Genomic DNA, 20,150 nt, shown 5'->3' with positions numbered 1-20,150 from the left:
TACGATCACGGCAGCGGAGCCAGACGCCATGAACACACCTTTCCCGGTGGCTATCGGATGCGATGAAGCGGGTTTTGAGCTCAAAGAGCTGTTGAAGCGTCATATCGAGGCGTTGGGCTACCCAGTGACCGACTTCGGCACCCATTCCACCGCGCCCGTGCTTTACCCGGACATCGCCCTGGCCGTGGCCACGGCGATCAATGCCGGGCAGCAGCGACTGGGCGTGCTGGTGTGCGGCACCGGGATCGGCATGGCCATTTCCGCTAACAAGGTGCTGGGCATCCGGGCGGCCCAGGCCCATGACACGTACTCGGCGGAGCGCGCACGCAAGAGCAACGATGCGCAGATCCTGTCCATCGGTGCGCGGGTGATCGGCGCCGAGCTGGCCAAGAGCATCGTCAAGTCGTTCCTGGAGTCGGAGTTCGAAGCCGCGCGTTCCGGGGCCAAGGTGGACCGGATCAATGCGATCGAGCGCGATGGGCATCAGTAGTGGACTAAACGGGGCCAGAGTCGGGAGAATGCGCCTTTGACGCCGAAACGGAAGCCCGTCCCCATGAGTGACAGTACCCAGCGCATTGCCAGCGATATCGATCAGATGACCGAAGTGGCGATGCTCTATTACCTCGAGAACGTCACTCAGGAAGCCATTGCCAAGCGCTTCGACCTGTCGCGGGCAAAGGTCAGTCGCCTGCTCAAACGTGCGCGCGATGAGGGTATTGTCGAGGTGCGCGTGCTGCAGCATCCGGCCATGAACAACGAGCTGGAGCAGGCGTTGGTCACGCGCTTCAAGCTGGATCGCGCGTTGATCGCGGTCGATCATAGCGACCCCGATACCCAGCGTTCGGCCGTCGCCAGCCTGGTGGCCAACTACCTGAACAAAACATTGAGCGATGGCATGATCGTCGCCGTCGGCATGGGGCGCAACGTGGGTGCGGTGGCCGATAACGTGTTCCTGCCGGTGACGCGCAACTGCACGTTTGTTTGCGCGATCGGCGGTTCGCTCAAGGCTGGCGAATACATGAACCCCGACCATATCTGTCGGCGCCTGGCCCTGCGGTTTGGCGGTGAAAGTGAAAGCCTGTACGCCCCGGCCCTGGTGGCCAACCCGGAACTGCGTGGCGTGTTGATCAATAACGATACGGTGCGTTCGACTCTCGACCGGGCGCGGCGGGCGGATATCGCGTTGATTGGCATTGGTGACATGAGCGAAAACAGCAACATGGTGCGCATGGGCTGGTTCTCGCCCCAGGAAATCGCCCAGGCGCGGTTGTCCGGCACCGTGGGTGACATGATGGGGTACGACTTTATCGACATCCACGGGCAGCCCGCGGTCAACGCCATTCAGGGGCGGGTGATCGGCCTGACGGTACAGGAGTTGTTTCGGATCCCGGATGTGGTGGCGATTGCCAGCGAGAACACCAAGGCGGCGGCGACGCTGGGGGCGTTGCGGTCGGGGGTGATCAACACGCTCGCCACGACGGTGACGAATGCCCATACGATTTTGGCGCTTGACGACGCGACGCGCAAAACCTGACAGGGCGCAGATTAAAATGTGGGAGCCGGCTTGCTCGCGAATGCGGTGTATCAGCCAGCCTAGGTGTAACTGAAATACCGCTATCGGGGGCAAGCCCCCTCCCACGTGGGCTTTGGGTGTGCTTGAAGTACAGGTTTTGTAATAGTTTTGCGTTGTAGGAAATTTGTGTTTCGAATGTAGGATTCAAGTCCTTTTGTTATTTCAGGACTTGCATGAACACCCTCTCGGAGCCTCCCAGTCGTCTTTCCTCAAGACATCCGCTGCCGCTGTTGCCTTTCGAACACCCCGTATTCCGACTGCTAGCCTTGTACCGGTCCACTGACCGCACTTTGCCGTGCCCGGCATTCTGAACATTGACTGAAGAGACTCTATAAATGGAATGGTTAGCGGATCCAACGGCCTGGCTCGGCCTGTTGACCTTGATTGTGCTGGAACTGGTGCTCGGCATCGACAACCTAGTGTTTATCGCGATCCTGGCGGACAAATTGCCACCGGAGCAGCGCGACCGTGCGCGTCTGATCGGTTTGTCCCTGGCATTGCTGATGCGTTTGGGCCTGCTGGCGAGTATTTCCTGGTTGGTGACCCTGACCCAGCCGCTGTTTGAGGTGTTCGACAAGAGCTTCTCCGGGCGTGACCTGATCATGCTGTTTGGTGGTGTGTTCCTGCTGTTCAAGGCCACCATGGAATTGCATGAGCGCCTCGAAGGCCATGTGGCCCAGCGCACGGGCAATGTGGCCTACGCGATGTTTTGGCCGATCGTGGCGCAGATCGTGGTGCTCGACGCGGTGTTCTCCCTCGACGCGGTGATCACCGCCGTGGGCATGGTGGACGAGCTGGCGGTGATGATGATCGCAGTGATCGTGTCCATCGGCCTGATGATCGTGGCGAGCAAGCCGTTGACCCGCTTCGTCAACGCACACCCCACCGTGATCATGCTGTGCCTGGGCTTCTTGATGATGATCGGTTTCGCCCTGACCGCCGAAGGCCTGGGCTTCCATATTCCGAAAGGCTACCTGTACGCGGCCATTGGTTTCTCGATCCTGATCGAAGTGTTCAACCAGATCGCCCGTTCACGCCGCAAGAAGTCCGCGCAAGGTGTGTTGCCGGTGCGTGAGCGCACCGCCCACGCGGTGATGCGTTTGCTCGGCGGCCGCAGCCTGGCGGTGGAGGAGGTGGATGAAGAGGTTGCCGATCTGCTGGGCGAGTCGGACGCGAGCCAAGGCCCGCTGTTTGATCGACGCGAGCGTGTGATGATCAGCGGCGTGCTGCAACTGGCCGAACGGCCGATTCGCACCTTGATGACGCCGCGGGCCAAGGTTGACTGCATCGATCTGGCGGACGATCCCGACAGTATTCGCCTGAAACTGATGCATTCGTCCTACTCGCGGCTGCCGTTGATTCGCAACGGGGCTGTCGATGAGCCACTTGGCTTTGTGCACAAGAAGGAACTGCTCAAGGAATACCTGTCCGGCAACGAGCCTAACCTGGAGTACCTGGCGCGCCGCGCGATCAACCTGCTTGAGAGCTTTTCGATCCTCAACGCGTTGGAGCAGATGCGCCAGGAGTCGACCCATATTGCGTTCGTGATCAACGAATTCGGTGACTTCATGGGCGTGCTGAGCATGACCGACATTCTCGAGTCCATCGCCGGTGAGTTGCCGGACGCCAGTGAGATCGAGGGGCCGGATATCGTTGAGGAAGGCGATGGCTTCCTTGCCAATGGTGCCTTGAACCTTAATCTGGTGCGTCAGCGCACCGGCTTCAAGGCTGTTGCGACCGAGGATTACCAGACGCTGGCTGGCCTGGTCATGAGCCTGTTGGATCGCCTGCCAGTGGTGGGCGATAGCCTGGAGCACGAGGGCTGGCGCCTGACGGTCGCGGCCGTTGAGGAGCGCCGGGTGACGCAGGTGCGTCTGGTGCCTGCTGCTGCGCATAGCGGCTGAATAGCTCGTTGAGTGTTTGCTCCTGGGTTTCCCTGGGGCCAAACCCGTTGAGTGTTTCCTTGATTTTGCCATTGGCGTGCACCACCAGTGTGGGCGTGCTAATGACCTGTTCGAGCCTGGGGGTTTTGGCGGTATCAAGCACCAGGCTTTTCACTGCCGGGTTGTATTTTTTGGCGATGGGTTCGAAAAGCTCCGCAGCGATTGTGCAGCCCGGACACGTCTGCGAAACAAACAACATGAAAACGGTCGGGTGCGCAGCCAGCACTGACTGATATTCCTCGTTGCTGGCAATGACGTCTGTGGCAATTCCCATGGTGATCTCCCTGTCGGCTGCGGTATTTGGGCCAACGCTAAGCTGGGATATCACCCCCGTCTACTGTCAACCTTCACAGGTCGCCGTTACGCTCCACGCGTTCGCGCGCCTTGCGTGCCTGGCTTGCGCATTTCTTGTATTCCAGATTGTCCCGTGAGGCCTTTGCCTGGCGGTAGCCATGGTGGTTCTGACTGGTGTAGTTGGTGCTCAAGGCGTCATTGAGCTTGCGCAGTTCTTCTTTGCATTCGCGACGGTCGTTGCTGGCCGAGGCGCTGCCGGCCGTCAGGAAAGCGAGCAAAACCAGGGTGAGACGGAGCTTCATCAGGGCGGGGTCCTTGTCGGCAGAGATGTGCCAAGGCTAGTCCAGTGTGGGGATTTTTCCAGGCTGCCTGCGCACTGCAACGGTGCGCGGCAAGGTGGTTGTGGCGCACTCGATTGAGGCCTGTCACCGGCATGTGGGGCCTTGGGTAGCAATGTGATTCCAGATGCTGGCGTAACGCCTTGCCGCTTATGAATAGTCATCTGACTGATTTATAACGAATTTAAAGACGTCATATTTTTCTGTTACCGCGTGTGGCACACTTTCTGCTGTCTATTCCGTTGTTACATACTAAGTTCCGGTATAGCGGAATACACAACTCCTGGAGTGCTTGTCATGCATCACCGACCTTCCGTGTTTAAAGCGTGTGTTTTTCTCTTCGCCGCATCGGCTTCCCTCGCCAGCGTAGTGCAGGCGGCAGACAGCAAGCTCGATGATGTGCTCAAGCGTGGGCACCTGATCGTGGGTACAGGCAGTACCAATGCGCCGTGGCACTTCCAGGGAGCGGATGGCAAGTTGCAGGGGTTTGATATCGACATCGGCCGCATTGTGGCCAAGGGCTTGTTCAACGACCCGAGCAAGGTCGAGTTCGTGGTGCAGTCCTCCGACGCGCGGATTCCCAACTTGCTGACCGACAAGGTCGACATGAGTTGTCAGTTCATCACCGTCACCGCCAGCCGTGCGCAGCAGGTGGCCTTCACCCTGCCGTACTACCGCGAAGGCGTGGGCCTGCTGCTGCCGAACAACAGCAAGTACAAAGAGATCGAAGACTTGCAGGCCGCCGGCGACGGCGTCACCGTGGCCGTGCTGCAAAACGTCTACGCCGAAGAGCTGGTGCACCAGGCGCTGCCCAAGGCCAAGGTCGACCAGTACGACAGCGTCGACCTGATGTACCAGGCCGTGAACTCCGGTCGCGCCGATGCCGCCGCCACCGACCAGTCCTCGGTCAAGTACCTGATGGTGCAGAACCCAGGCCGCTACCGCAGCCCGGCCTACGCCTGGAGCCCACAGACCTACGCGTGCGCCGTCAAGCGTGGCGACCAGGACTGGCTGAACTTCGTCAACACCGCGCTGCATGAAGCCATGACCGGCGTGGAGTTCCCGACCTACAAGGCCTCGTTCAAGCAATGGTTCGGTGTGGACCTGCCGGAGCCGGCGATCGGCTTCCCGGTTGAGTTCAAGTAAATCGAAAACCTGGGGCGTCGCTGAAGGCGCCCCAATCAGGTACTGCCGACCATGAACTATCAGTTGAACTTTGCCGCCGTGTGGCGCGACTTCCCCAGCTTGCTGGCGGGGCTCGGCCTGGGCCTTGAGCTGGCGCTGCTGTCGATTGCGATGGGCTGCGTGATCGGCCTGATGATGGCGTTTGCCATGCTGTCCAGGCACAAGGCGCTGCGCGTGCTCGCCTCGGTGTACGTGACGGTGATCCGCAATACGCCGATCCTCGTGCTGATCCTGTTGATCTACTTCGCCTTGCCCAGCCTGGGCATCCGCCTGGACAAGATCCCGTCGTTCATCATCACCTTGTCGCTGTACGCCGGTGCCTACCTGACCGAAGTATTCCGCGCCGGGCTGTTGAACATTCCCAAGGGCTTGCGTGAAGCCGGGCTGGCCATCGGTTTGGGTGAGTGGCGTATCCGTGCCTACATCACCGTGCCGGTGATGTTGCGCAACGTGCTGCCCGCGCTGTCGAACAACTTCATTTCGCTGTTCAAGGACACCTCGCTCGCCGCCGCCATCGCAGTGCCCGAGCTGACCTATTACGCCCGCAAGATCAACGTCGAAAGCTACCGGGTGATTGAAACCTGGCTGGTCACGACCGCGCTCTACGTGGCCGCCTGTTACCTCATTGCCATGCTGCTCCGTTACCTGGAACAGCGTCTGGCGATCCGTCGTTAAGGAAGGTTTCCATGTACGAATCCCCCAGCTGGTTGCATGAGTTGTGGATCGCCCGGGATACCCTCTGGGCGGGCTTCCAAGCCAGCGTTTATGTGTCAGCGTTGGCCATTATCTTTGGCACCCTGATCGGCATCGTCGCCGGATTGGTCCTCACCTACGGCAAATTCTGGATGCGTGCGCCGTTCCGCCTGTACGTCGACCTGATCCGTGGCACGCCGGTGTTTGTGCTGGTATTGGCGTGTTTCTACATGCTGCCGGCGCTCGGTTGGCAGATCAGCGCGTTCCAGGCTGGTGCGGTCGGGCTGACGCTGTTCTGCGGCTCCCACGTGTCGGAAATCGTGCGCGGTGCGCTGCAAGCCATTCCCCGTGGGCAACTGGAAGCGGGCAAGGCGATCGGCCTGACGTTCTACCAGTCCCTGGGTTACGTGCTGTTGCCCCAGGCGCTGCGCCAGATCCTGCCGACCTGGGTCAATTCCTCCACGGAAATCGTCAAGGCCTCGACCTTGCTCTCGGTGATCGGCGTGGCCGAGTTGCTGCTGAGCACCCAGCAAGTGATTGCGCGCACTTTCATGACCCTGGAGTTCTACCTGTTCGCCGGGTTTCTGTTCTTTGTCATCAACTACGCCATCGAGTTATTCGGGCGCTACATTGAAAAGCGGGTGGCCTTGCCATGAACCAACCTCACACCAACCCACCGCTGCTGAACATCCGCGGCCTGCGTAAACAATACGGTGAGGTCGAAGTGCTCAAGGGCGTCGACCTGTCCATGCAGCGCGGCAATGTGGTGACCTTGATCGGGTCCAGCGGCTCGGGCAAGACCACGCTGTTGCGCTGCGTCAACCTGCTGGAAGAATTCCAGGGCGGGCAGATCACCCTGGATGGGGAGTCCATCGGCTACAGCGAAATCGCCGGCAAGCGCGTGCGTCACCCCGAGCGCGTGATTGCCCAGCACCGGGCGATGACCGGCATGGCGTTCCAGCAGTTCAACCTGTTCCCGCACTTGACCGCGTTACAGAACGTCACCTTGGGCTTATTGAAAGTTAAGAAAATGCCTAAGGACGAGGCAGTGGTATTGGCAGAAAAATGGCTGGACCGTGTAGGACTTTTGGAGCGCCGCAACCACTTTCCCGGCCAGATGTCCGGCGGCCAGCAACAGCGCGTGGCGATTGCCCGCGCGATTGCCATGAACCCCAGCCTGATGCTGTTTGACGAAGTCACCTCGGCCCTCGACCCGGAATTGGTGGGCGAAGTGCTCAGCGTGATCAAGGGCCTGGCGGAGGAGGGCATGACCATGTTGCTGGTCACCCACGAGATGCGCTTTGCCTATGAAGTCTCGGACAAAATCGTTTTCATGAACCAGGGCCGCATTGAAGAGCAGGGCACCTCGAAGGATATTTTTGAACGCCCGCAATCGCCGCGCCTGGCGGAATTTCTCAAGAACATTCGTTTTTAATCAGGAGCATAGTTTTATGAGCATCACTCGTTACGGTGCCGGCAGTACTGCCGGCGGCGGCCAGCCCCGTCCCTTCGCCCGCGCCGTGGAAGCGGACGGTTGGTTGTACGTCTCGGGCCAAGTGCCTGCGGTGGACGGCGAAATCATCACCGGCGGGATCATCGAGCAAACCCGCCAGACCCTGCGCAACGTGGTGGCGATCCTTGAAGAAGCCGGCTACGAGCTCAAAGACGTGGTGCGCGTTGGTGTGTGGCTGGAAGACCCACGGGACTTCTGGAGTTTCAACAAGGTGTTCGGCGAATACTTCACCCCGGAACACGCCCCGGCGCGCGCCTGTGTGCAGGCCAACATGATGGTTGATTGCAAAGTGGAGATCGATTGCGTGGCCTACAAGAAAAAAGGCTAAATGCCCCCACTCTCAAGCCCACCGCAAATCCAATGTGGGAGGGGGCTTGCCCCCGATGGCGGTGAGTCAGTCACACATGCATGTGCTGACACTCCCTCATCGGGGGCAAGCCCCCTCCCACAGTAGAATTGTGTCGTACCCAACAACTTCGACCGGACCGAAATTGCCATGACCGAAGACACCATCAAACGCCGCGCCAAAGGCCTGGACCGTGCATTCGATATCCTCGATTTCCTCAAGGAAATCGGCCAGCCCCTGCGCCCGAATGATATTGCCAGCGGCATCGGCAGCCCCAAGTCCACCGTCTACGAATTGGTCGCGTCCCTGCTGGAGCGACGCATCCTGGAAACGGTGGGCAAGGACGGCCACGTCTACCTCGGCCGCCAGTTGTACTTTCTCGGCCAGGCGCACTTGCGTCATTTCGACCTGACCCGCGAGGCCGACCATGCCTTGCAGGAGATCGTCAGCCAGACCCACGAAACCGCGCAGATGTGCCTGCTCAACGGGCGCAAATACACAGTGGCGCTGATGCGCGAGGGCGAGCGGCATTTTCGCATTTCCTCGGACATCGGTGAAAACGCACCGATCCCGTGGACGGCGTCCGGGCGCCTGTTGCTGGGGCACTTGAGTGACCAGCAGATCGTCGACCTGATCGACCACGATGACTTCATCCTGCCGGACGGCCAGCGCCTGCCGCTGGAGACGTTCCTGGCACAAATCCGCCAGGCCACCCTCGATGGGTTCTTTTCCTTCGACAGCGTGGCCGACACCTTTACCCATTGCTTTGCCGCCCCGGTGCGGGACGCGCAAGGCATCAGCATTGCGACCCTGTGCATCGTCGCCCCACGCGCCGATGCCAGCAAAAACTACAACGACTATCGCCGGGTGTTGATCGAAAGCGCCAACAACCTGGCCCGGCGCATCAACGAATAGGAGTTTCCATGTCTGCCCTCAACGCTGTTGAAAAAGGCGCCGCCGCCGTCGGTGCCCACCTGGTCCGCGATGTCAGCCTGCCGGCCCTGGTGCTGCACCGCGACGCCCTGGAACACAACATCCGCTGGATGCAGGACTTTGTCAGCAAGAGCGGCGCGGAACTCGCGCCCCACGGCAAGACCAGCATGATGCCGGCGCTGTTCCAGCGCCAGCTCGCCCAAGGCGCCTGGGGCATCACCCTGGCCAACGCGGTGCAGACCCGCGCGGCCTACGCCGGCGGTGTACGCCGTGTGCTGATGGCCAACCAACTGGTGGGCGCGCCGAACATGGCGCTGATCGCCGACCTGCTGGCCGACCCGGATTTCGACTTCCACTGCATGGTCGATCACCCCGATAACGTTGCCGACCTGGGCCTGTTCTTCGCCGCCCGTGGCTTGCGCCTGAACGTGATGATCGAATACGGCGTGGTCGGCGGCCGTTGCGGGTGCCGCAGCGAGCAGGAGGTGCGCGACTTGGCCAAGGCGATCAAGGCCCAGCCGTCCCTGGCCCTCACCGGTATCGAAGGCTATGAAGGTGTGATCCACGGCGAGCACGCCATCAGCGGCATCCGCGACTTCGCGGCCAGCTTGGTGCGCCTGGCGGTGGACCTGCAGAACAATGGCGCTTTCGACTTGCCCAAGCCGATCATCACGGCCTCGGGTTCGGCCTGGTATGACCTGATCGCCGAGTCGTTCGAAGAGCAAAACGCTGCGGGTCGCTTCCTCAGCGTGCTGCGCCCCGGCAGCTACGTGGCCCATGACCACGGCATCTACAAAGACGCGCAATGCTGCGTGCTCGACCGCCGCAGCGACCTCAGCGAAGGCTTGCGCCCGGCCCTGGAGGTCTGGGCCCACGTGCAATCGATGCCCGAGCCGGGCTTTGCGGTGATCGCCCTGGGCAAGCGCGACGTTGCCTACGATGCCGGCCTGCCGGTGCCGCTCAAGCGCTACAAGGCCGGGATTCTCCCGGCACAAGGCGATGACGTGGGGGCGTGCAAGGTCACGGCGGTGATGGACCAGCACGCGTTCATGACCGTAGCGCCTGGGGTTGAACTGCGTATTGGTGACATCATTTCGTTCGGCACTTCGCACCCGTGCCTGACCTTTGATAAGTGGCAGGTCGGCTGCCTGGTGGATGAGCAGTTGCAGGTCGTCGAGTCTCTGCATACCTGCTTCTAGACCGCGCCGTTCCTATCGCGGGTATGCCCCCTCCCACCATTGAATAGGTTCACACATCAAACGGTGGGAGGGGGCTTGCCCCCGATGAGGCCATCAGCCACGCCCGAGACAATCACTATGAACACCCAACTCCGAATCGCCCTGATCGGCGAATGCATGATCGAACTGCAACACCGCGCCGACGGCAGCTTGCACCAGAGCTTCGGCGGCGACACCCTGAACACCGCGGTGTACCTGCGTCGCGAACTGGGCGACACCGGCAGCGTCGACTACGTCACCGCCCTGGGCGACGACAGTTTCAGCGATGCCATGTGCCGGCAATGGACGGAGGAAGGCCTCGGCCTGGGCATGGTGCAGCGCCTGGCCGGACGTTTGCCAGGCTTGTACTGCATCCAGACCGACGCCAACGGCGAGCGCAAGTTCCTCTACTGGCGCAACGAAGCCGCCGTACGCGACTGCTTCACCACGCCCGCCGCCGAACCGATTCTGGCCGCCTTGCCGGACTATGCCGTGGTGTATTTCAGCGGTATCACCCTGGCAGTGCTGGGGGAAATTGGCCGTGGGCGTTTACTGCAGACCCTTATAGAAACCCGTCGGCGCGGCGGCAAGGTGGTGTTCGACAATAACTACCGGCCGCGTTTGTGGGCCAGTGTCGAGGCGGCGCGCGCGGCGTATCGCACGGTGTTGGCAGAAGTGGATATCGCCTTGCTGACCGAGGATGACGAGCGGGCGTTGTTTGGCTACGCCGACAGTGAGCAAGTGTTCGCGGCGTACCCGGCGATTGAAGAAGTGGTGCTCAAACGTGGCGCGGATGCGTGCCTGATCCGGTGCAAGGGCGAGCGGTTTGCGGTGCCGGCGATCAAGGTCGAACAGGTGGTGGATACGACGGCGGCGGGGGATTCGTTCAGTGCGGCGTACCTGGCCAGTCGGTTTAAGGGCGGTACTCCAGAGGCGGCGGCTTTGGCCGGGCATCGGTTGGCCAGCCGGGTTATCCAGGTGCCGGGGGCGCTGATTTCCAGGGGGTGAATGGCCGCCTGCGGCGGATCGGGGGCAAGCCCCCTCCCACAGTTGACCGCATTTCATCTGGAGGAATGCAGTCACTTGTGGGAGGGGGCTTGCCCCCGATAGCGGTCCGCCGCCAACCCCTCAATCCCGGTAAAACACCTGCACCAAGTGATACCCAAACTTGCTCTTGATCGGCCCGTGAACCACCTTCACCGGCTTCTTGAAGATCACCGCATCAATCGCCCCCACCATCTGCCCTGGCCGCACTTCGCCCAAATCACCGCCGCGTTTGCCGGACGGGCAGGTGGAGTACTTCTTGGCCAGCACATCAAACGCCTCGCCCTTGGCGATACGCTGCTTGAGTTGTTCGGCTTCTTCGCTGGTTTTCACCAGGATATGACGGGCTTGGGCTTTCATTGATCTCTACCAGGTGTGCGACGGCGCGCGATTATGCCTGAACTCATGGGTCGACGCTGATCATGCTGCGGATTTTGGTCGCCAGCAGGTCGATGGAAAACGGCTTGGCGACCATGTCCATGCCGTCCTCGAGGAACCCCTGGCGCTCGGCGGCTTTCTCGGCGTAACCGGTCATGAACAGCACGCGCAGGCCCGGCCGGTGCTGGCGGGCGATCTCGGCCAGTTGTCGGCCGTTCATGCCGGGCAGGCCGACGTCGGTGACCAGCAAGTCCACGCGCAAGTCCGATTCCAACAGCGGCAATGCGGTACGCGCATCGGCGGCCTGGTGTGCGGTGTAGCCCAGCTCATCGAGTACATTGACCACCAGCATGCGCACCGCCGGGTCGTCCTCGACCACCACGACCGCCTCACCCGCCAGCGCCAATGGCGCCTCGCCCGAGTGAGGCGGCAGGTTGCTTTCCAGCGACGTACCGTGCAGGCGCGGCAGGTACAGGCGCACGCAGGTGCCCTGGCCCGGTTCACTCTGAATCGTCACGTGGCCACCGGACTGCTGGGCAAACCCGTAAATCATCGACAGCCCCAGGCCGGTGCCCTGGCCGATGGGTTTGGTGGTGAAGAAGGGGTCGAACGCCTTGGCGAGGATTTTCGGCGCCATGCCGGTACCGTTGTCACACACACCGAGCATCACGTAGTCGCCGGCCTTGACCGGTTCCAGGGTGGTGATGTCGGTGCCGTCCAGGTAGCTGTTGGCGGTTTCGATGAGTATCTCGCCGCCATCGGGCATGGCGTCACGGGCATTGATCACCAGGTTGAGCAGGGCGTTTTCCAGTTGGCTGGCGTCGGTGTTCACCGGCCAGATGTCGTGGCCCAGCTGCACGTTGAGTGTGATATGCGCACCTTTGGTCCGCCGGAATAAATCTTCCAGGGAGGCCACCAACTGGTTCGGGTCCAGCGGTTGAAGGTCCAACGACTGGCGCCGCGAGAACGCCAGTAACCGGTGGGTCAGGGCGGCGGCTCGATGGGCCGAGGACACGGCGGCATCGGTAAAGCGCCCGATGTCATCGCTGCGCCCGGCGGCGATATAGCGCTGCATCAGGTCCAGGCTGCCGATGATGCCGGTGAGCATGTTGTTGAAGTCGTGGGCGATACCGCCGGTGAGCTGGCCCACCGCTTCCATCTTCTGCGCATGGCGCAGGGCATCTTCGGCGCGTTCGCGCTCGAACATTTCGTTTTGCAGGCGTTGGTTGGCCTCGGCCAGTGCCTGGGTGCGCTGGGCGACCCGTTCCTCAAGGTTTTCGTTAAGGTGGCGCAGGGCTTCTTCGGTGAGTTTGCGTTCGGTCTCATCGATCACAAAGATGTAGAAACCATTCACCGAGCCGTCAGTGCTGAAGCGCGGCAGGTACTTCATCAAGGCATGGCGTGGCCGCCCGTCGCAGTGCGGTGTGATGGTCATGAAGCTGCAGGGCTTGCCCTTCAGCGCGGCGGCGATCTTGTCCGCGCGCCCGGCATACACCTCGTCACCGAGCACTTCGCGGATGGTCTTGCCGTACAGCTCCTGGGGCGTCATGCCGTACCACTCCAGGTACGCACTGTTGTTCAGGCGAAAACGCTGTTCATGGTCGACATAGCCGATCAGCACCGGCATGGCGTTGATGATCAGTTGCAGCTCGGTCTGGCTTTGGCGCAGCGCCTGCTCGGTGTGTTTGCGCTCGGTGAGGTCCAGCGCGGCGCCGAGGAAGCGCGCCGGGCGGCCTTGGTGATCCTTGTAGCAACGTCCGCGGGCGAACACCCAGCGCACCTGGCCGTCGGCTTGCAACAGGCGGTACTCTTCGGCGTACTCGGTGCCGAAGGTGATGCAATGCTTGATGCTACGCGCCACCATGCCCCGGTCTTCGGGGTGCACGCCTTGCAGGTAGTCGCTGATCGGCAGCCTGCCAGCCTCGCTGGGGTCGACGCCGTGCAGGTAGGCGAAGTGGGCGTCGGCGATAAAGTGGTCCTCGCCGATATCCCAGTCCCAGGTGCCCACCGCGTCGGTCGCCGCCAGTGCAAGCTGCAAGCGTTGTTCGGTGTTGTGCTGGGCCTTACGGCGTTCGTTGGTTTCGATGGCGGTGACCAGGATGCCGGCGACACACCCGCTTTCGTCGCGGATCGGGCTGTAAGTTAGGTCCAGCCAGATCTCAGTGTCGCGATTATGGCGTTGCAGTACGAAGCGCTGCTCGCTGAAGGTACGCACCTGGCCACTGAGCACGGCGTCGTAGATCGGCGCGGTAAAGCTTTCCAGCTCCGGCCAGGTCTGGTGCGCCGGTTGGCCCATGGCGTCGGGGTGCTTGTTGCCGGCCAACTGGGCGAAGGCGTCGTTGTAGAGTTGCGTCAGTTGGTCGCCCCACAGCAGGAGCATCGGCATCGGCGAGTGGACGACGATATCCACGGCCGTGCGCAGGCTTTGCGGCCACTCATTGGCCTCACCGAGGGGGCTTTGCGCCCAGTCCAGCCGCGCAATCATTGCGGCGGCTTCGCTGCCGGTGGAGGTTGCCTTCATGTAAAAACCCTGAGCGTAACGCTTTGAAAGATGACAACACCCATTATCCCGTGAGTCGGGAATGGGTGACTACCCCCGAAAAATAGCATGCATTCGGGGATTGTCTTCAAATGAGTGCGTCAGCGCTGAAACCTTTCACCTTTCAGTCAGTTCGGGCCGGTCGCGAAACTGTTCCAGGGCTTGCGGGTTGGCCAGGGCGTCGGTGTTCTTCACCGGTTCGCCGTGCACCACATTGCGCACCGCCAGTTCAACGATCTTGCCGCTGATGGTGCGGGGGATATCGGTGACAGCGAGGATCTTCGCCGGTACGTGGCGGGGTGTGGTGTTGGCGCGGATCACTTGGCGGATCTGCTGCTCAAGGGCTTCATCCAGCTCGACACCGTTATTGAGGCGCACGAACAGCACCACCCGTACGTCATCCTGCCAGCGTTGGCCAATGGCCAGGCTCTCCTGCACCTGCGGGACTTTTTCCACCTGGCGATAAATCTCTGCCGTGCCGATGCGCACGCCACCGGGGTTGAGCACCGCGTCGGAACGCCCGTGAATCAACAGGCTGCCGTTGGGGCGTTGCTCGGCATAGTCGCCCTGGGCCCAGACACCGGGGAACTGGCTGAAATACGAGGCGCGCAGCTTCTGGCGATCCGGGTCGTTCCACAAGCCGATGGGCATGGCCGGAAAGTGCCGGGTGCACACCAGTTCGCCTTTTTCGCCGACCAGCGGCTGGCCCTGGTCGTCCCACACTTCAATCGCCATTGCCAGGCTCTTGCACTGCATTTCGCCGCGCCGCACCGGCAACACTGGGTTGCCGATCACAAAGCAGGAAACGATATCGGTGCCACCGGACATCGATGACAGGCACAGCTCGCCCTTGATCTCGCGGTACACGTAGTCGTAGCTCTGCGGCGACAGCGGCGAGCCGGTCGAAATCAGCCCTTTGAGGCTGCCCAGGTCATGGCTCAGGCGCGGTTGCAACCCGGCCTTTTCCAGCGTGGCGAGAAACTTGGGGCTGGTGCCGAACACGCTGATCTTTTCCGCGTCGATCAGGTCAATCAGGCGCTCCGGTCCCGGATGAAACGGTGAGCCGTCATACAGCACCGCCGTGGCGCCGATGGCCAGTACCGACACCAGCCAGTTCCACATCATCCAGCCGCAGGTGGTGTAGTAGAACAGGCAGTCATCGCGGGACAGGTCCGCATGCAGGCCGTGTTCCTTGAGGTGCGTGAGCAGCACGCCGCCGGTGCCGTGGATGATGCACTTGGGCACGCCGGTGGTGCCGCTGGAATAGAGAATATAAAGCGGATGATCGAACGGCACCGCGACGAACTCAGGTTCGCCGCCAGGCGGGTAGAAGTCCGACCACCGCGTGACGCGGGCATGGGTCTGATAGTCCTCGACCCGTGCCTGGGGCCGTGCGTACGGCACAATGATCAACTGCTCCAGGGACGGCAGGCGCGCGAGGATTTCATTGAGCTTGGCGGTCTGGTCGATGTCTTTACCGGCATAGCGGTAGCCCGCGCAGGTGATCAGCACCTTGGGTTCGATCTGGCCGAATCGGTCAATCACACCCTGGGTGCCGAAGTCCGGCGATGAACACGACCAGATCGCCCCGAGGCTGGTGGTGGCAAGCATGCCCACCAGGGTTTGCCAAGTGTTGGGCATGCACGCGGCGACGCGGTCGCCCTGAGTGACACCGGCAGCCCGCAAGCTTTTTTGCAGGCCGGCGACATGTTCGGCGAGTTCGGCGTAGGTCAATTGTTCGCGTTGGCCGTCTTCGCTGATGGCCACCACGGCCGGGTGATCATCGCGCCGGCGCAACAGGTGCTCGGCAAAGTTCAGGGTCGCGCCGGGAAACCACTGGGCGCTGGGCATCTCGGCGTCTTCGATCAGCACTGCGCTGGGCGGGCTGCGAAACTGCACGTCGAAGAACGCCACGATCGCCCGCCAGAAGTCCGGGCGCTGGTCGATGCTCCACTGGTGCAGGGCCGGGTAGTCGCTGAGCTGCACGCTGTAGCGGTCATTGATAAAGCGCCGGAACTGGTCCATCCGCGTGTTGGCGATGCGCTCCGGGGAGGGTTGCCAGAGGATCTCGGACATAGGCAGGTCTCTTTTTATGTATTAATTCATCCAGACAACACCGGGCCAATGTGGGAGGGGGCTTGCCCCCGATTGCGGTGTGTCAACCACCCGATGTATCAACTGGCACTGCCTCATCGGGGGCAAGCCCCCTCCCACATTTTGAATGCCAGTGTCCGCTGTTACTGGGCCAGCCAGCCGCCGTCGATATTCCACGCGGCGCCGCGCACTTGGCTGCCGGCCTCGCTGCACAGGAAGAGCACCAGTTCACCCAACTGCGGCGGCGTTACAAACTCCAGCGACGGCTGCTTCTCCGCGAGCAAATCATGCTGCGCCTGTTGCGGGTCTACGCCGTTGGCGGCGCGATCATCGATCTGTTTCTGCACCAGCGGCGTCAATACCCAGCCGGGGCAAATCGCGTTGCAGGTGACGTTGCTGGTGGCCGTTTCCAGCCCGACCACTTTGGTCAAGCCAATCACGCCATGCTTGGCCGCCACGTACGCCGCCTTGCCCACCGAACCGACCTGGCCATGCACCGAGGCGATGTTGACGATACGCCCCCAGCCCTTGGCCTTCATCCCCGGCAGGCTCAAACGCGTGCTGTGGAACACCGACGACAGGTTGATCGCGATGATCGAGTCCCAGCGCTCGGCGGGGAAGTCTTCGACCGCCGCCACGTGCTGGATGCCGGCGTTGTTGACGAGGATGTCCACGCCGCCGAACTCACGCTCGGCGTAAGCGATCATGTCGGCGATCTGCGCCGGGTCGCTGACGTCGGCCGGGTGGTGGCCGACCTTGCCGCCGAAGGCCTGCACCTGGGCGATGACCGCACTGGCATCGCCGAAGCCGTTGAGGATCAGGTTGGCGCCGGCCTTGGCCAGGCTCAGGGCGATGCCCAGGCCGATGCCGCTGGTGGAACCGGTGACCAGGGCGGTCTTGCCGTTCAATGTCGTCATGAAAACCTCACACAATGCCGGTGGCATAGAAAGTACCGATCACCACGAACACCGCGAGGGTCTTGATGATCGTGATGCCGAAAATGTCCTTGTAGGCTTCGCGGTGGGTCAGGCCGGTGACCGCCAGCAGCGTGATCACCGCGCCGTTGTGGGGCAGGGTGTCCATGCCGCCGCTGGCCATGGCCGCGACGCGGTGCAGCACTTCAAGGGGGATATTGGCCGCATGGGCCGCCGAAATAAAGCTCTCGGACATGGCCGCCAGGGCGATGCTCATGCCGCCGGAAGCAGAACCGGTGATACCGGCCAGCAGGGTCACGGTGATCGCTTCGTTGACCAGCGGGTTGGGGATGCCCTTGAGCCAGTCCGCCAGCACCAGAAAGCCCGGCAGCGAGGCGATCACCGCACCAAAGCCGTATTCCGACGCGGTGTTCATCGCCGCCAGCAGCGCACCGCTGACCGCGCTTTTACTGCCTTCGGCGAGTTTGCTTTTGATCGCCGACCAGCCAAACACCAGCACCATGACGATGCCCACCAGCAGTGCGGCCTGCACCGCCCAGATCGCCGTCAGCTTGGCGATTTCGGTGGTCACCGGCGTGCTCATCCCCGGCAAGCTGAGGCTGTGGGTCTTGCCGTACCACTGCGGGATCCAGTGGGTGAACAACAGGTTCATCACGCCCACCAGGATCAGCGGCGACAGCGCGATCCACGGGTTGGGCAGGGTGAGGTTTTCGGCGGTTTCCGGCTCGTTGCGCAGCTCGGTGCCATAACCTTCACCGGCACGTTGCGCCTTGTTGCGCTGGCGCGCCAGGTACAGCATGCCGGCGCAGAACACGAAGATCGTACCGATCAACCCCAGCCAGGGCGCGGCCCAGGCCGTGGTGTTGAAGAACGTGCTGGGGATGATGTTCTGGATCTGCGGCGTGCCGGGCAGGGCGTCCATGGTGAACGAGAACGCGCCGAGGGCGATGGTCGCCGGGATCAGGCGCTTGGGGATATTGCTCTGGCGGAACATCTCCGCCGCGAACGGGTACACCGCAAACACCACCACGAACAGCGACACGCCGCCGTAGGTGAGCAGGGCGCAGACCAGCACGATCACCAGCATCGCCTGGCGCGTGCCGAGCAAGCGGATCGCCGCCGCCACGATCGAGCGTGAAAAGCCCGACAGCTCGATCAGCTTGCCGAACACCGCGCCAAGCAGGAACACCGGAAAGTAGAGTTTGATGAAGCCAACCATCTTTTCCATGAACACCCCGGTAAACGCAGGGGCGACGGCGGAAGGGTCAGTGAGCAGGACAGCGCCGAGGGCGGCGATGGGGGCAAACAGGATAACGCTATAGCCACGGTAAGCAGCCAGCATCAGCAGCGCGAGGGCTGCCAGGGCAATGATCACACTCATGGTGTGTCTCCATCGAATTGTTATTTTTGTGGGGTGAGGCTTTGGAGAAGGGCTATAGCGAGATGTGTGCCAATTATTTAAGTGGTTGAAAAATATAGATAATCTTTGGTGGGTGGTGTGCCGTTTCAGCTACTGTCTCTAAATTGAGACAAATGATGAGCCAATGTGGGAGGGGGCTTGCCCCCGATGGCTGTGTTTCAGTTGCTTGTGAGTTGACTGACACACTGCCATCGGGGGCAAGCCCCCTCACACATTGAAAAGTCTCTATATTGATAATGGTGTCTCTTTTTAGAGATCAGTCGATGCCCAGGGCCACCATCTTCTTGTACAGCGTCGACCGCCCAAGCCCCAACCGCTTGGCCGCTTCCACCACATTCCCCTCGCACGCCCTCAACGCCGCGCCAATCACCTGCCGATCAAACCGCTCCCGCGCTGCGCTGAACGACTCACCCTCAACCGCCGGCACGGCACTGCCACGCTCCACGGGGGTGAAGGTGCCAATCGCCGCACGAATCTCACCGGCATTCAGCACCAGGTCATCACTCAGCAACGCCGCCCGCTCCAGCACATTGCGCAGTTCACGGATATTCCCCGGCCACGCATGCTGTGCCAGCAAGGCCAACGCCGCGTGGTCCAGTTCATGCTGGCTGCGCAGCTCCTCCAGGATCGCCTCGCTCAATGCCGGAATATCGTCCAGCCGTTCACGCAACGGCGGCACCTGGATCGGCAGCACATTCAGCCGGTAATACAGGTCGGCGCGGAACTCCCCGCGCTTGATCGCCGCTTCCAGGTCCATGGACGTGGCCGCGATCACGCGCACATCGCTGTGCAGCATCTCGTTGGAGCCGACCGGCTCGAATTCCTTTTCCTGCAGCACCCGCAGCAGTTTGCTTTGCAGCGGCAGCGGCATGTCGCCGATTTCATCCAGGAACAAGGTGCCGCCCTGGGCAATCTGGAATTTGCCCGGACGGCCCTTGCGGTCGGCGCCGGTAAACGCGCCCGGTGCGGTGCCGAAGAACTCGGCCTCCAGCAGGTCAGCGGGAATCGCGGCGCTGTTGATACTGACAAAGGCCTTGTGCGCCCGCGTGGAGGCACCGTGAATCGCCTGGGCCAGCAATTCCTTGCCGGTGCCGGTTTCGCCCAGCAGCAATACCGGCGATTCGGCACTCGCACTGCGCCGCGCCCGGCGTTTCACCTCGAGGCTGGCAGCGCTGGTGCCGATGAAATGCGCGAAGTTGTACTTGCTCTGGCGTGAACGCAGCAGCGAGCGCGTCGAGGCCAGCTCTTGCTGCATGCTCAGGTAGCGCTCGATCAGCGGCGACAGGTTGCGCAGCTCATCAAACAAGGCGAACCCGATTGCGCCGATCACCGCGCCGGCCTCGTTGTGGATCGGCAAGCGCATCACCACCAGTGGCCCCTTGGGCGTGTCCTGGATATCCAGCAGGATCGGCTGGTCATTGCGCACCACCTGGCGCAACAGGCTATTGGAAATCACCTGCTCGCATGGCTGGCCGATGGCTTCGTCGGCGCTTTTCAGGCCGAAGCGCTTGGCGTAGCGCTCGTTCATCCAGACGATATTGGCGTCGCGGTCGACAATCACCGTGCCTTCGCTGGACTGCTCGATGATCTCGAACAGCGACTGGATGGCCAGGCCACGAACCTGTTGGTAGTCCTTGAGGTTATCGGTGATGTTCATGTTTAGGCCACCAACACAAATTGGACATGGAATCGCGATCCTTGTGGG

The 20,150-nt window shown here is 61.8% G+C and carries 18 protein-coding genes and 1 pseudogene; 11 read left to right on the top strand and 8 right to left on the bottom strand.

Annotation, left to right across the window (positions count from 1 at the left end; genetic code table 11):
* Positions 1-28: 28 nt before the first annotated feature.
* The 3 genes from rpiB to AC3ZU9_RS21255 all read left to right on the top strand — a co-directional run bounded on the left by rpiB (position 29) and on the right by AC3ZU9_RS21255 (position 3,477).
* A complete protein-coding gene (gene rpiB, locus AC3ZU9_RS21265; RefSeq protein WP_064053881.1) occupies positions 29-490 on the top strand; it encodes a ribose 5-phosphate isomerase B in 462 nt (153 codons plus the stop codon).
* 63 nt (positions 491-553) lie between these two features.
* On the top strand, positions 554-1,534 hold the full coding sequence (locus AC3ZU9_RS21260; RefSeq protein ID WP_064053880.1) for a sugar-binding transcriptional regulator: 981 nt from the start codon (positions 554-556) through the stop codon (positions 1,532-1,534).
* A 374-nt stretch (positions 1,535-1,908) separates the two neighbouring features.
* Entirely contained in the window at positions 1,909-3,477 is a 1,569-nt protein-coding gene (locus AC3ZU9_RS21255; RefSeq protein WP_490091271.1) for a TerC family protein, read from the top strand.
* Positions 3,478-3,499: 22 nt separating this feature from the next.
* Here the strand turns inward: AC3ZU9_RS21255 and AC3ZU9_RS21250 are convergent.
* Both AC3ZU9_RS21250 and AC3ZU9_RS21245 read right to left on the bottom strand, forming a co-directional pair.
* A pseudogene (locus tag AC3ZU9_RS21250) lies at positions 3,500-3,790 on the bottom strand (thioredoxin family protein); the annotation flags it as partial.
* A 73-nt stretch (positions 3,791-3,863) separates the two neighbouring features.
* Positions 3,864-4,112 carry a hypothetical protein gene (locus AC3ZU9_RS21245; protein ID WP_012723816.1) on the bottom strand — a complete coding sequence of 83 codons (249 nt, stop codon included), beginning with the start codon at positions 4,110-4,112 and terminating at the stop codon, positions 3,864-3,866.
* A gap of 333 nt (positions 4,113-4,445) precedes the next feature.
* Here AC3ZU9_RS21245 and AC3ZU9_RS21240 point away from each other — a divergent pair, with 333 nt between their 5' ends.
* The 8 genes from AC3ZU9_RS21240 (at position 4,446) to AC3ZU9_RS21205 (ending at position 11,043) form a co-directional block, all read left to right on the top strand.
* Positions 4,446-5,294 (top strand): transporter substrate-binding protein, encoded by an 849-nt coding sequence (locus tag AC3ZU9_RS21240; protein WP_012723817.1) that lies wholly within the window; start codon positions 4,446-4,448, stop codon positions 5,292-5,294.
* A 51-nt stretch (positions 5,295-5,345) separates the two neighbouring features.
* A complete protein-coding gene (locus tag AC3ZU9_RS21235) occupies positions 5,346-6,008 on the top strand; it encodes an amino acid ABC transporter permease (protein ID WP_093545278.1) in 663 nt (220 codons plus the stop codon).
* Positions 6,009-6,019: 11 nt separating this feature from the next.
* The gene (locus AC3ZU9_RS21230; RefSeq protein ID WP_012723819.1) at positions 6,020-6,682 is read left to right on the top strand and encodes an amino acid ABC transporter permease; all 663 of its coding nucleotides are present in this window, start codon (positions 6,020-6,022) and stop codon (positions 6,680-6,682) included.
* Complete coding sequence (locus AC3ZU9_RS21225; protein WP_490091270.1) at positions 6,679-7,461, top strand: amino acid ABC transporter ATP-binding protein; 783 nt, start codon at positions 6,679-6,681, stop codon at positions 7,459-7,461. Before AC3ZU9_RS21230 ends, AC3ZU9_RS21225 begins: the two co-directional genes overlap by 4 nt.
* A 16-nt stretch (positions 7,462-7,477) precedes the next feature.
* A complete protein-coding gene (locus AC3ZU9_RS21220; RefSeq protein ID WP_012723821.1) occupies positions 7,478-7,867 on the top strand; it encodes a RidA family protein in 390 nt (129 codons plus the stop codon).
* A 168-nt stretch (positions 7,868-8,035) separates the two neighbouring features.
* The gene (locus AC3ZU9_RS21215) at positions 8,036-8,800 is read left to right on the top strand and encodes an IclR family transcriptional regulator (RefSeq protein WP_012723822.1); all 765 of its coding nucleotides are present in this window, start codon (positions 8,036-8,038) and stop codon (positions 8,798-8,800) included.
* An 8-nt stretch (positions 8,801-8,808) separates the two neighbouring features.
* Positions 8,809-10,017: an amino acid deaminase gene (locus tag AC3ZU9_RS21210; protein WP_490091269.1), complete on the top strand. Its 1,209-nt coding sequence runs from the start codon at positions 8,809-8,811 to the stop codon at positions 10,015-10,017.
* Positions 10,018-10,134: 117 nt separating this feature from the next.
* The gene (locus AC3ZU9_RS21205; protein ID WP_320400611.1) at positions 10,135-11,043 is read left to right on the top strand and encodes a sugar kinase; all 909 of its coding nucleotides are present in this window, start codon (positions 10,135-10,137) and stop codon (positions 11,041-11,043) included.
* A 120-nt stretch (positions 11,044-11,163) separates the two neighbouring features.
* Here the strand turns inward: AC3ZU9_RS21205 and AC3ZU9_RS21200 are convergent, their stop codons facing one another.
* From AC3ZU9_RS21200 to AC3ZU9_RS21175, 6 genes are all read right to left on the bottom strand, one after another.
* Complete coding sequence (locus AC3ZU9_RS21200) at positions 11,164-11,439, bottom strand: peptidylprolyl isomerase (protein ID WP_003174397.1); 276 nt, start codon at positions 11,437-11,439, stop codon at positions 11,164-11,166.
* Between the two features lie 43 nt (positions 11,440-11,482).
* A complete protein-coding gene (locus AC3ZU9_RS21195; protein ID WP_122810671.1) occupies positions 11,483-13,978 on the bottom strand; it encodes a hybrid sensor histidine kinase/response regulator in 2,496 nt (831 codons plus the stop codon).
* A 135-nt stretch (positions 13,979-14,113) separates the two neighbouring features.
* Entirely contained in the window at positions 14,114-16,072 is a 1,959-nt protein-coding gene (locus AC3ZU9_RS21190; protein ID WP_490091268.1) for an acetoacetate--CoA ligase, read from the bottom strand.
* 161 nt (positions 16,073-16,233) lie between these two features.
* A complete protein-coding gene (locus tag AC3ZU9_RS21185; RefSeq protein ID WP_046034061.1) occupies positions 16,234-17,007 on the bottom strand; it encodes a 3-hydroxybutyrate dehydrogenase in 774 nt (257 codons plus the stop codon).
* A 7-nt stretch (positions 17,008-17,014) separates the two neighbouring features.
* Positions 17,015-18,406 (bottom strand): GntP family permease, encoded by a 1,392-nt coding sequence (locus AC3ZU9_RS21180; protein WP_046034062.1) that lies wholly within the window; start codon positions 18,404-18,406, stop codon positions 17,015-17,017.
* A gap of 295 nt (positions 18,407-18,701) precedes the next feature.
* Positions 18,702-20,102, bottom strand: a complete 1,401-nt coding sequence (locus AC3ZU9_RS21175; RefSeq protein WP_102060309.1) for a sigma-54 interaction domain-containing protein — start codon at positions 20,100-20,102, stop codon at positions 18,702-18,704.
* Positions 20,103-20,150 lie beyond the last annotated feature (48 nt).

Source organism: Pseudomonas sp. A39 (genome assembly GCF_058145955.1).
The sequence above is the reverse complement of the archived record's forward strand: the minus strand, read 5'-3'. Positions and strand labels throughout refer to the sequence as shown.

Bases quoted from the DNA above. Each gene is read 5' to 3' on its own strand.
- AC3ZU9_RS21245 (WP_012723816.1), bottom strand. From the start codon at position 4,112: ATGAAGCTCCGTCTCACCCTGGTTTTGCTCGCTTTCCTGACGGCCGGC.
- AC3ZU9_RS21260 (WP_064053880.1), top strand. From the start codon at position 554: ATGAGTGACAGTACCCAGCGCATTGCCAGCGATATCGATCAGATGACC.
- AC3ZU9_RS21175 (WP_102060309.1), bottom strand. From the start codon at position 20,102: ATGAACATCACCGATAACCTCAAGGACTACCAACAGGTTCGTGGCCTG.
- AC3ZU9_RS21255 (WP_490091271.1), top strand. From the start codon at position 1,909: ATGGAATGGTTAGCGGATCCAACGGCCTGGCTCGGCCTGTTGACCTTG.
- AC3ZU9_RS21205 (WP_320400611.1), top strand. From the start codon at position 10,135: ATGAACACCCAACTCCGAATCGCCCTGATCGGCGAATGCATGATCGAA.
- AC3ZU9_RS21185 (WP_046034061.1), bottom strand. From the start codon at position 17,007: ATGACGACATTGAACGGCAAGACCGCCCTGGTCACCGGTTCCACCAGC.
- AC3ZU9_RS21220 (WP_012723821.1), top strand. From the start codon at position 7,478: ATGAGCATCACTCGTTACGGTGCCGGCAGTACTGCCGGCGGCGGCCAG.
- AC3ZU9_RS21180 (WP_046034062.1), bottom strand. From the start codon at position 18,406: ATGAGTGTGATCATTGCCCTGGCAGCCCTCGCGCTGCTGATGCTGGCT.
- AC3ZU9_RS21200 (WP_003174397.1), bottom strand. From the start codon at position 11,439: ATGAAAGCCCAAGCCCGTCATATCCTGGTGAAAACCAGCGAAGAAGCC.
- AC3ZU9_RS21195 (WP_122810671.1), bottom strand. From the start codon at position 13,978: ATGAAGGCAACCTCCACCGGCAGCGAAGCCGCCGCAATGATTGCGCGG.
- rpiB (WP_064053881.1), top strand. From the start codon at position 29: ATGAACACACCTTTCCCGGTGGCTATCGGATGCGATGAAGCGGGTTTT.
- AC3ZU9_RS21230 (WP_012723819.1), top strand. From the start codon at position 6,020: ATGTACGAATCCCCCAGCTGGTTGCATGAGTTGTGGATCGCCCGGGAT.
- AC3ZU9_RS21225 (WP_490091270.1), top strand. From the start codon at position 6,679: ATGAACCAACCTCACACCAACCCACCGCTGCTGAACATCCGCGGCCTG.
- AC3ZU9_RS21215 (WP_012723822.1), top strand. From the start codon at position 8,036: ATGACCGAAGACACCATCAAACGCCGCGCCAAAGGCCTGGACCGTGCA.
- AC3ZU9_RS21235 (WP_093545278.1), top strand. From the start codon at position 5,346: ATGAACTATCAGTTGAACTTTGCCGCCGTGTGGCGCGACTTCCCCAGC.
- AC3ZU9_RS21190 (WP_490091268.1), bottom strand. From the start codon at position 16,072: ATGTCCGAGATCCTCTGGCAACCCTCCCCGGAGCGCATCGCCAACACG.
- AC3ZU9_RS21210 (WP_490091269.1), top strand. From the start codon at position 8,809: ATGTCTGCCCTCAACGCTGTTGAAAAAGGCGCCGCCGCCGTCGGTGCC.
- AC3ZU9_RS21240 (WP_012723817.1), top strand. From the start codon at position 4,446: ATGCATCACCGACCTTCCGTGTTTAAAGCGTGTGTTTTTCTCTTCGCC.